This is a genomic window from Eubacterium sp. AF34-35BH (assembly GCF_003477765.1).
GTDB lineage: Bacteria > Bacillota > Clostridia > Lachnospirales > Lachnospiraceae > Eubacterium_G.
On record NZ_QUDZ01000005.1, the window covers coordinates 101,632 to 113,635 of the forward strand.

5 protein-coding genes are annotated in these 12,004 nt (G+C 34.9%); all 5 read right to left on the reverse strand.

Annotation, left to right across the window (positions count from 1 at the left end; all coding sequences use genetic code 11):
• Positions 1-79: 79 nt before the first annotated feature.
• The 5 genes from DWZ69_RS07200 to DWZ69_RS07220 all read right to left on the reverse strand — a co-directional run bounded on the left by DWZ69_RS07200 (position 80) and on the right by DWZ69_RS07220 (position 11,987).
• On the reverse strand, positions 80-5,215 hold the full coding sequence (locus tag DWZ69_RS07200) for a discoidin domain-containing protein (RefSeq protein ID WP_118436529.1): 5,136 nt from the start codon (positions 5,213-5,215) through the stop codon (positions 80-82).
• A 470-nt stretch (positions 5,216-5,685) separates the two neighbouring features.
• Positions 5,686-7,668, reverse strand: a complete 1,983-nt coding sequence (locus tag DWZ69_RS07205; protein WP_118436531.1) for a leucine-rich repeat domain-containing protein — start codon at positions 7,666-7,668, stop codon at positions 5,686-5,688.
• Between the two features lie 121 nt (positions 7,669-7,789).
• On the reverse strand, positions 7,790-9,574 hold the full coding sequence (locus DWZ69_RS07210) for an ABC transporter ATP-binding protein (protein ID WP_118436533.1): 1,785 nt from the start codon (positions 9,572-9,574) through the stop codon (positions 7,790-7,792).
• 1 nt (position 9,575) lies between these two features.
• Positions 9,576-11,354 (reverse strand): ABC transporter ATP-binding protein, encoded by a 1,779-nt coding sequence (locus DWZ69_RS07215; RefSeq protein WP_118436535.1) that lies wholly within the window; start codon positions 11,352-11,354, stop codon positions 9,576-9,578.
• Between the two features lie 192 nt (positions 11,355-11,546).
• A complete protein-coding gene (locus DWZ69_RS07220; protein WP_118436537.1) occupies positions 11,547-11,987 on the reverse strand; it encodes a MarR family winged helix-turn-helix transcriptional regulator in 441 nt (146 codons plus the stop codon).
• Between the last annotated feature and the right edge of the window lie 17 nt (positions 11,988-12,004).

Sequence of the window (12,004 nt, forward strand, 5' to 3'; positions counted from 1 at the left end):
AAGTAAATTTAGTGTTTTGTTAATTTTATTAACTTTTTTCTTTATTTATTAAACATTTACAATATTTTATAAGTTTTGCTTATTTTCCGTAAACTTCCATTTCCCATAATGAATATCCGTATGGTAAACCTCTCTCTACACCCTGTAATTTTACGTATCTTGCTTTTGTGGCATCAAATGAAACTGTTTCCTTGCCACCTTTTCCATTAGTTACGCTCTTAACTGTTGTCCATGTTTTTCCATCCATTGATGTCTGAATCTTATATGCTTTTCCATAAGCACCTTCCCAGTTAAGGAACACTTTGTTAATTGTGTAAGCTTCACCTAAATCTAATGCTAACCAGGCATCATCTGCAAAGTTTGATGACCAACGTGTTCCATCATCTCCATCTACTGCGTATTTTGCTGCCATTGCATCACTTTCACTTCCTGACGCTGTTGCTGTAGCTTCTTTTGCAACATTTGTGCCTGATGGCACGCTTGTATCACTTGAACCTGATGCTATACCGTAAACTGTCATTTCCCATAATGAGTAACCGTATGGTAAGGCTCTCTCTACACCCTGCATTCTTACATATCTTGCTTCAGTCTGTGTAAATGGAACTGTTTCTTCTCCACCTTTTCCATTTGTCACATTATTAACCGTTGTCCATGTTTTTCCATCCATTGATGTCTGAATCTTGTATGCTTTTCCGTAAGCACCCTCCCAGTTAAATACAACTTTGCTAATTTTATATGTTTTCCCAAGGTCTAAAGTAATCCACGCATCGTCTGCAAAATTTGATGACCAACGTGTACCAGTGTTTCCGTCTACAGCGTATTTTGCTGCCATTGCATCACTTTCACTTCCTGATGCTGTAGCTGTAATTCCTTTAGTAATTGCTTTTGCATCTGTTTCTTCAGGTGTATCCGGTACATCAGGTGTTTCTGTGCCACCTGTTATAGTATAAGTTGCCTGTGATACTGCTGAATCAATCATGCCCTTTCTGTAAGCAATTGCTTTTATTGTTGTTTTCTTACTTATTTTAACTGTTGGAACATATAATTTTGAATTCTTGTTTGGTGTAGAACCATCTGTTGTGTATCTGATTTCAACACCCTTTGTGTTACTTGAAATTGATACATTCTGTGTTCCCTTGTATGTTCCTGAGCTTAAGCTAAACTGTGGAGCCTGTACTGTTACTGCTTCGTAAATGCCCATTTCCCATAGAGAATATCCATAGTCTAATGCACGTTTTACACCCTGCATCTTAACATATCTACATGTTGTTGCATCAAATACAATACTTTCTTCTCCACCTTTACAGTTTGATGTTTCGTAAACTGTATTCCAGTTGTTTCCATCTGTTGATGTCTGTACTTTGTATGCTTTTGCGTAGGCTGCTTCCCAGTTAAATGTAACCTTGTTAATTGTGTAATTCTTTCCTAAATCAACTACAAACCACTGATCATCTGAAAATTCTGAAGACCATCTTGTGCTTGTATCATTATCTACAATCTTGTCTCCACCAACAGTTGCATTTTCCGCTGATGAAACCTGAATATTTTTACCTAAAGCAATATTTGTATCCTTTGAAACAGGTGTACCGTCAACTGTAATTGTTGATGATGCCATTGCTGATGTAATATATTCATCGTTAACAGCAATTGCTTTTACAGTAGCTGTACTTGATACTGCAAATGTTCCATTATATACAGGTGATGATTTTGTTGGCATTGTGCCATCAACTGTATAATGAATTGTTGCCCCTTCTGTATCTGTCTTAATAGTTACATACTGTGTATCATCATATGTTCCTGTTGGGACTGAAATTTCAGGTGTTGAAGCCTGTGATACATTAAATGCTTTATCTTTGTAAACTTCGAAACTTACAAGTGCCTTTGCACCAATTGTAGCTGTTCCGATTTTGCCTGATTTGTTGTTGAATGTTACAACTTTTGTCTTGTTTGTTGGATTCCAAACTGTTGCTGTATATTTGTTTGTTGTCTTATTGTAGTATACTGCTGCTGAACAGTCTCCTGTAGCTACAATATCAGTTGTTTTAACACCTAATTCTTTCATTGAATTAATAAACCAATATGTATTAGCTGTATCAGTTTTCTGGACCTTTGTGTCATTTGCAAGGAATTTGTTTAACGCAAGATCAGGATTTGTCTGTGATAAATATGGCCATGTAATATGCTGCCAACCTGTGTCTGCCTGTGGATATTCCTTAAGCATCTTATCAATTTCTTCCTGTGACTTGCCTTCTTTGTTTGCAGCCTTAACTGCTTTGTCCATTGCAATGTCAGTGTCATTTAAAAGTCCCTGATAAATTTCAGCACATCTTGTCTGGTTCATTCCGTAATATGTTAAATATTCAGAAATTGGAAGCCACTGAATACCATATACATATAATGGCTGTCCACCAAAGAATGTTCCGTAGAAGTTTATTCCACCGTAAACCTGACCAACTACATCGTATGGCCACTGTGCAATCCAGTTGTCTTTATCATAATCGAACCAATACTGCTCTACTGCTTCCATTTCATTTGTAAAACCAAATACACCGGCATCTCTGTATGTGTCATTTTCTGTAAGTACACCCCAAAGATACATACTTACCCAGCTGAATAATGATTCTGATGCTGATTCCTGATTGTTACCTGAGTCATTGTCAGCATAACCACCTGCCCATGAATGACCTTCATATAAATCATAGGCTCTGAATCTGCAATATTCACTGTCATTATCTGAAGGGTTTGCATAATCTCTAATCATCATTTCGATCATGCCCTTGTAATCGTTGTAAAATTCTTCATCGTATGTAGCAAGAACTGTTGCTGCAAACATAAAGTATCCGTATGTGAAGTGGTGGTCACAAATTGAAGCATTAGCACCAAATTCACTTTGTTCGTAATATAATGTTCCCCAGTTCTGATTGTAAATGAAATAACTAATATCGTCTTTTCCATCATATGTGAACCAGTTTACAAGAATTTTCTTCATTCTCTTTAAGAATGTGTCTCTTAAATCTGTTACTCCAATCTGGTCTGCCATAAGCACTCCCATTCCAAGTGGATGTAAGTTCTTACCTTCCCAGTATGCATCACCTGCAGGATTTAAGTTCTTAGTTGCGTCTTCTAACTGATTTAAATAACCAAGTAATGCTTCGCCATCAAACTGTGAATCTGCTGGAAGTGCAAAAGTTGGAAGAAGTCCTGCAAACTCTGATGTTGTCTTAAATGAATTACTTTCAATTGCTTTTAAGTCACCTCTTACAGATGTATATGTTGCAAATGAGCTATTGTCATCTGTTGAATTCTTCCACTGATGTGGCAACATACAAAGAATTGTTTCATTTGTAAATCCATTTCTCTTTAATGTTGTTGTTACATTGTAGTTAGATGTAATTTTTGAAGTTCCATCGTTGTAATCATATGTAACCTTTGTATCTGTTACGAAAGCATATCCATGTCTGTAGAATTTTTCAATCTGTGACTTATTTAACATTGATCCAATTGACATGTAGCCATTCTTTCCAGGGAAAGTAATTCTAATATAGCTTCCGATTTTCTTAAATGTTGTATTTTCAGGCACTGTTAAACAATAATAACTTTTTGAAGTTTTTGTTTTTGCCTTGTTGTCGCTGTCTGTTACTTCAAGTCCAATATGGTCTGTTTTTATAGATGATAAATTATTTGCTAAAATCTCGTTTCCATTTCCATCAAAAATTGATGTGATACTTGAAGATGAAATATAAACTGTTTCTGTGTCACCATATTCTGTGTAAACGTATGGTGAACCTTTTACATGTGTACTCTTCATTGCCACATGATTGTCATCACATAACTCTGCTGTTACAGCAAAATCACTGTAATCTGCAACCTTGTCACATGCTGAAGATGTGTCAAGATTCTCCGGTAAAATATAGAAATCCGGTTCTGTTTCAGAATTAACTGAAACATTTACATCCGTTTCTCCCATGTCCGGTAGCCAGCCTTCTGTTGCTGTTAAAACTGCAAGTCCCTTTGTTGAGTATTTTGTTTTAAGAGGAAGTGTTGATAATAAATTACCAAACTTGTTAATTAAAATTGACTGCCACCAATCATTACTGTCAACAGGACTTTTTACTGAATCTTCCTTGTATACAGGAAGTTTTGCTTTTTCATTGTACATTGAATTAGAAAGGTACGTTCCTTTTCCATTTGATGATACATATGATTTTGGCAAATCTTCAATTGTGTAACTTGTTTTGCTGTCTCCTTGCTTATATTCATAAACTTTAAATTCTTTTATGCTAAATCCGCTACCACTTTCAACTCTTGTATATCCGTACATTCTAACGTATCTTGCATTGGCAAACATTGGTACATTAGCAACTGCATTTCCGTATCCTTTTTGTTGTCTATAAACAGTTGTCCAATCTGTTCCGTTTGTTGATACCTGAATGTCGTACATTTTTCCTGCATCAGAATTCCAGTCAATTACAACTCGTCCAATATCATAATTTCTACCAAGGTCTACCATAAACCACTGTTTGTCGCTTTCTCCAGAGCACCAGTATGTGTTGTCATCTCCATCCACTGCATTTTTTGCAAGTACGGACGACTGATTAATTACACCGTTATCGTCATACATCCACCAAACATCTCTAAGTGATGATGACTGAACGTTTTTGTTTTCTGCAATGTTTGTTCCGTAATTTTCAGGTCTTTTTGTAACTCCGTCAGTTCCAAAAACCTGAAATTCATATAGTGAATATCCATATGCACTAAGTGCCTTCTGTGTCATATAAAGTCTTACATATCTTCCACTTCCCTGTAAATTTAAGTTTTCGTCTCCACCCTGACAATTATTATTTGTGTAAATTGTTTTCCAGTTTTCTTCATCATTTGATGTTTGAATCTGATATTGTTTAGCATAAGCGCCTTCCCATTGAAGACTAATACTCGAAAAATTTGTAACCTTTCCTAAATCAACATAGATCCATTCTGTATCATTTCCCCATGCACTTTCCCATCTCGTTCCTCTTGTTCCGTCAATTGCATAGGTTGGATCACTGTTTACTACCGATGAACTTGCATAAACCATTCTTCCCTGTGAAATTACATATGGCGAATCGTCTGCTGCTTTAACGCTCCACTGTGTTGGTGCCATTCCAAACACCATAGCTGTAGCTAAAACAACTGCTGTTGTCTTTTTAGCCTTGGCAAAAAAATTACCTCTCCTCATTTTTTCTCCCTTCTTATAGGTACATACAGTTTCCGGATTCTGTATGCAAATAAAATCAAAATATATAGCACTATATCCGTTCCTATCCCAAAATCAACTTTGGATTTTAAAACACATTTTATAGAATAGATTATAAAAACGTTTTTTACAATAATCTTACAAATTTGAAATTGTTTTATGATTATTTTTGTGCATTTTGCACATTTGAAACGTTTCTCTTAAATATTTGCAACGTTTTTCTTCATCAATATTGATTTTTGATTTGAGAAAACCGGTTTGTTTTTAGTTTTTTTTATTGTGGGTTTTCTAAAAACATTTTCATTTAAATTACATTTTTCTACATTTGTAGATATTTATAATCAACGAATGGCACTCTTATGACGTTTTACACGGCAGGCAAAAAAAGAACTCCTTCGATTAATAGTTCCAACCTACTAATCAAAGGAGTTCCATGTTTATTGATTGTAATTTTAAAATCCCATTTTGCTTTTACTTATTCTACAAACAAATTTTATCTGTAGCTCACTTGTATTGTCAGGATTTCCACAATATAGCGATGCACCTGATTCAAATGTAAAGAATATGTACTTATTCCCGCTCATACAAATTCCCTCAAGCATACATGGCAAGGTTTCCGTTTTTACAGGACTGCCAAGTCCACCAGCCTTGCTTACTTTTTTCTTGTATGTAATTAAGGATGAGTTCTTTAATCTGCCATAAGACTGAGCAAATATAAATCTTCTATTTGTTTTACTTATTTTCTGAACAATTAGTCCCTGACTGTTAGCCGGAACATAATAACTGAACTTTCTTGTGAACGTTAATTTTTTCTTTTTAATTTTAACTTTGTAGCCCTGCATTGTTGCATAGTTTGTATTAGCACTTTTACCTGCCCAAAAATAAGTCCCGTCAAAAATTGCAAAGTCTGCATCTCCCGAGAATCTCACACGATAGCCAGGTTTTAATACTTTTCCATGCTTTGCTTTCTTTATCTTGCTGTAACTGTACACAGCTCCATAATCAGGTGTTGATATGTTATTTAAAGAAACAACAAGTCTTCCTTTTACATTGGTAATTGCGCCAACATGATCATAATTAGGCAAGACAATATTTTTTACAAATTTTCCGGTGGACTTACTGTAAACAACCAGTATTGAGCGCTTTGCCAAATGCTTATGATACATGGAAACTATTACATATTTTCCAAGAACACAGGTCCCCTGGGGTACATAGTCTGATAAATATTTTAATTTGTATTTTTTCTTGTCACCGGCAGTTACTTTTGCCAGATAATTGTCGTAAATTGTCTTATTTGCTGCTCTTCTTTTCTTTTCTGAATTAGTGTAATCCCACTTCAACTTCTTTGCTCTTGCATAAGCCTTTCCTTTTGAGTTTGCATATACAAGCAGTGTTAATTTACTGTCATTTGTAAAGGCCCCGTCACCAATTGAAACAATAGTTTTGTAAAGTGTTATCTTTTCAACCTTTGAGCAATTTTTAAATGCGTATTTACCAATGGTTTTAATGTTACTTGACATTGTAAAACTTGTCATGTTTTTACAGCCATAAAACGCATATGTATTAATAGATGTTGTAGTGCTTGGAAGGGATACTTTTTTTAAAGATGAGCATCCATAAAAAGCACTTGTGCCAACTGTTATTGTTGTTGATGATATTGAAACAGTCTCAACCCTGTTAGCGTTCTTTAAAATATTTGAAGGAATTGTTTTCATACCCTTCTTAAAAGTAACTGAAGTAACATTCGATTTTGAACCTAAAATCTGATTTCCATATGTAACAGAACTTGGAATTGTCAGTTTTTTAAGTGCCGGACATAATGCAAATGCCTTGTAACCTATTGTCTTCAATGTGCCTGGCAATGTAACTGTTTTTAAAGCATCACAACCCTTAAATGCATATTTATAAATTGTTGCAATTTTGCTGTTTTCTGCAAATTTTAATGTTTTAATATACTTGCAGTCTTCAAATACATATTCATTAATAGTTGTTACTTTTGCAGGAATTGTAAGAGTTGTTATTGTCTTGTCCTCTTTGTCTCCCACATACTCTACAAGCACACCCTTTTTTACTCTATATAAACCGTCAATTATTTCACTACTTTGTGTTGTAACAGGCTCTGTTGGTGTTTCTGTTTCTGATGGTGTTTCCGTTGGTGTCTCTGTAGGTAAATCAGATGATGTTTCATCTGTAGCTGTTTCAACTGTCTCTCCGCCACTTCCTGTAGGGACCACTTCTCCTGAGTCACCGCTACCTGTATTTTCATTTTGACCTGTAGTAGCTTCAATGCTACCGGCTTCTATTTCTGTTACCGTATTAGCTGTCCCTGTGGAAGCTTTTACATCTATAGAAAATAATTTTAAGCCAAACCCACATTGTGTAATCATTGCAATAGCCAAAACAAGGGCTATTTTTCTTATCATTTTTTTAGTCATAGTTTTTCCCTTCTTATGTTCCCAATTTTCCAAACATATACATTCTACTCTAAAATTATGATGAAAAATAGCCCTTTTCTGCTATCCTATAAAATTATATTAATTTTGTACAATATTTTTCTTATGACACCTGTTCAAACTGGCTATTATACAGGTCAGCATAGAATCCTTTTTGCTCCATTAACTGCTGATGATTTCCACTTTCAATTATATCGCCGTCTTTTAAAACAAGAATTATATCAGCGTTCTTAATTGTTGAAAGTCTGTGAGCTATAACAAAAGAAGTTCTGCCTTTTGTTAATTTGTCCATTGCTTCCTGTATTTTAATTTCTGTTCTTGTATCAACAGAGCTTGTAGCCTCATCCAAAATCATCATTGGAGCATCCTCAACCATTGCCCTTGCAATTGTAAGAAGCTGCTTTTGTCCCGCTGACATATTTAACTTTTCATCAAGTGTTGTGTCATAACCTTTTGGTAAGGACTTAATAAAATGACTTAACCCTGCTGCCTTACATACTTTATCAAGCTGTTCATCAGTAACATTTTCTTTTCCATAAGCAAGATTTTCTCTGATAGATCCCTCAAAAGTCCATGTATCCTGTAATACCATGCCAAATAAATCATGTATATTCTCTCTTGTTAAATCTTTAGTTGAAATGCCATCGATTTTTATGTCGCCTGAATCAACTTCATAAAATCTCATTAAAAGATTTACTAATGTACTCTTTCCTGCACCTGTAGGGCCTACAATGGCAACCTTCTGTCCCGGTTTAACATGTTCATTAAAATCATGTATGATAACTTTATCCTTTGTATAGCCAAACTTAACATGGTCAAATTCCACATCACCTTTAATGCTTTTTGGCAGACTTTCAACCTTATGGCTTTCATCTTCCATTTCTTCAGACTCAAGGAATTCGAAAACTCTTCCTGAAGCTGCTGCTGTGGACTGAAGCTGTGTAGCCGCCTGTGCCATTTGCGCCAAAGGATTTGTAAATAATCTTACATAAATCATGAATGCAACAATTGTACCGAAAGTTGTATAGTCGTTCATTACCAAATATGCACCCATTACACAAACTGCAACATAAGCAAAATTTCCTATAAATGCCATAATTGGTTGCATTAAGCCTGAGAAAAACTGTGACTTCCAATCGCTTTCGCACATTTTTTCATTTAATTTAATAAACTTCTCTTTTTCCTTTGCTTCTCCATTAAATAATTTTACAATGTTATGACCTGAGTAAACCTCCTCAATGTGACCATTCATTGCCCCTAACCATTTTTGCTTAGCTGCAAAGTATTTCTGTGAATGACCCATTATTAAGAACATTAAAATAAATCCAATTACTGATGCAAGAATTGCTGTTATTGCCATAACCACATTAGTATATACCATCATCACAATTGAACCTACAAACATGGTAACTGCAGAAACCAGTGTGGTAATACTACTTTGCATTGTTGTACCAATTGTATCCACATCATTTGTTACTCTTGATAACACGTCACCTGTTGTGGTTTTATGAAAATAACCAATTGGCAGATTGTTAATTTTTTTAGAAATATTTGTTCTAAGTCCCTTGTTTAATTTCTGGGTGACAATAGTCATTATCAGCGATGTAATGTAACTTAGAGCTGTTCCCACTAAATACAAAACTACCAAGAAAACACAAATTGACACTATACCGTCAATGTCCATTTTTCCTGTTAGGCCTGCAGAGATTTTATTTGTAATGTCGCTTATTTTGTTTGGGCCGATTAATTTTGTAACTACACCTAACATGTCGCATATAACTGCAATAATCATTACTGCCCAATATGGTTTACAGTATTTCCCTAATTTTCCAAGAGATTGGAAGGTGTTACCTGTTGGTTTTTCGTAAGTCATTCTTCTACCATGCATTTTACACTTCCTCCTTTTCCAATTCTTCTTTTGATAACTGTGAGTACGCTATTTCCTGATAAAGCGGACAATTCTTCATTAATTCACTGTGAGTTCCGTTGCCAACAATTGCTCCATCTTCTATAACTAAAATTCTGTCTGCGTCTTTTATTGTACCAATTCTCTGAGCAACAATAATATTTGTTGTATCTGCAATTTCCTTCTTAATTGTTTCCCTTAAAACTCTATCTGTTTTATAATCAAGGGCTGAGAATGAATCGTCAAATACAAGAATTTCAGGTTGCTTTGCAATGGCTCTTGCTATTGATAAACGCTGCTTCTGACCACCGGAGAAGTTTCCACCTCCCTGAGCAACCATACCGTCATATTCACCCGGCTGATTTTCCACAAATTCTTTTGCCTGGGCTATTTCAACAGCCTTTTCTATATCATCCATATTAACTTTTGCTTCACCATAACCTACGTTGCGCTCAATTGTTCCTGAGAACAAATATGCTTTCTGTGGTACAAAACCTATTTTGTCACGTAAAGCTTTCTCTGAATAATCTTTTACGTTTACTCCATCTACCAATATCTGTCCTTCAGTTGCATCATAAATTCTAGGTATTAAGTTAATAATTGTACTTTTTCCTGAACCTGTTGCACCAATTAAAGCCACCGTTTCTCCTCTGTGTGCCTTAAAATTAATATTGTGAATTACATTGTCTGCTGCGTCAGGATATGCAAACGAAACATTCTTAAACTCAACTTCACCTTTTAATGATTCTTCACCCTGTTCTCTTACGCCATCTTTCATTGAGACTTCTGTGTCAAGAACCTCGTTAATACGCTTTGCAGCAACTGTTGCTCTTGGTAACAAAATAAAAATCATTACCAATAACAAAAATGCCATCAGTACCTGCATTGCATAAGATGTAAATACAACCATATCAGAGAAAAGTCCAACTCTTTCCTTTATGGCAGCCATGCCTGTAAGTGCAACATTGTTTATTAATATTGCTCCAATCCAGTAAATGCCTAAAGTTAAACCATTCATGGCAAGATTAAGTCCCGGATTCATAATTGACATTACCAAATATGCCTGTAAATTGTTTTTTGTTAATCTGTTATTTGCCTTGTCGAACTTTTCTTCCTGATAATCTTCAGCATTGTAAGCTCTCACAACCATAAGACCTGTCAGGTTTTCTCTTGTAACTCTGTTTAAATCATCAGTAAGCCACTGGATTTTCTTAAACTTAGGTAATGCAAAAATTACCACAAATAATAAAATAAAAATTACAAAAGCAACTATAGCCAATGTAAGCGCTGTCCACTCAAAGTTCTTTGAACTGATTTTGGCTACTGCCATTACCGCCATAATTGGAGCTTTAATCATAACCTGTAAACCTAAAGCTATAACAAACTGTATCTGTGTAATATCGTTAGTTGTTCTTGTAATAAGACTGGCAGTTGAAAAGCTGTTAATCTCCTTATCAGTGTAAGACATTACCTTATCGTAAACATCTTCCCTTAATCTCTTTGAAAAATTAGCTGCTATTTTTGCAGCAAAAAATCCAACAACTATTGCTGATGCCAATGAACCTAGGGCACAGCCCATCATCTTTCCTCCAGCCGTAAATATATCTGACATTTCACTGCCCTTTGTCTGTACAAGCACTGTTATGTCCGACATATAATCAGGCAACTTCAAGTCCAGCTGAACCTGCAAAACAATAAACGCAATGCTTACAATAACCATCGCCCATTCTTTTGCTTTCATATGTTTAAGTAAACGAACCATAATTCCTCCTTGTTATTCCTTAATAATATACCAACTAATAGGACATATTATTTTATTTTGTTTTATTCTAATGTACCAATATATTTTAGCACTCCACACTCTTTGGTGATAGTTTGTTTTCAAACAATATTATTCCTAAAAAAAAGAAATGTCAACAACATTCATTAAAAGTTTACATTTCTTTTTCATTTGTTACTTATTTTCAAGAAGTCGGTTAAGATTATCCCACATTTTCCCGGATACTCTTTTTACGACCTCTCTCTCTTCATCAGTAACACCTTTCATTATCTCATTTTCTGTTTCTTCCATTATCTTATCCAGTTCTTCCAAAATCGGCATTGCCTTTTCCTGTAAAACATAATGTATCACTCTTTTGTCTTTTTCATCGTGAATTGCCTTCACATACCCCTGATTACAGAGATTTTCCATTGCTGTGGATATGTGCCCCTTGTTCATTTTTGATACAAACTGAATATCCTTTGCTGTATTATTTTCTCCACAACTTTTCAAATAACCTATTATTCTTACATCTGCTTTTTTTATATTATATTTTTCCTGTATGCCCTGAGTCTGCTTTTTAAATAACTGTTTAAAAGCCCCCTCCTGCATAAATTTATTCATTCTAAAATGCATATTATTACACCCTTTTA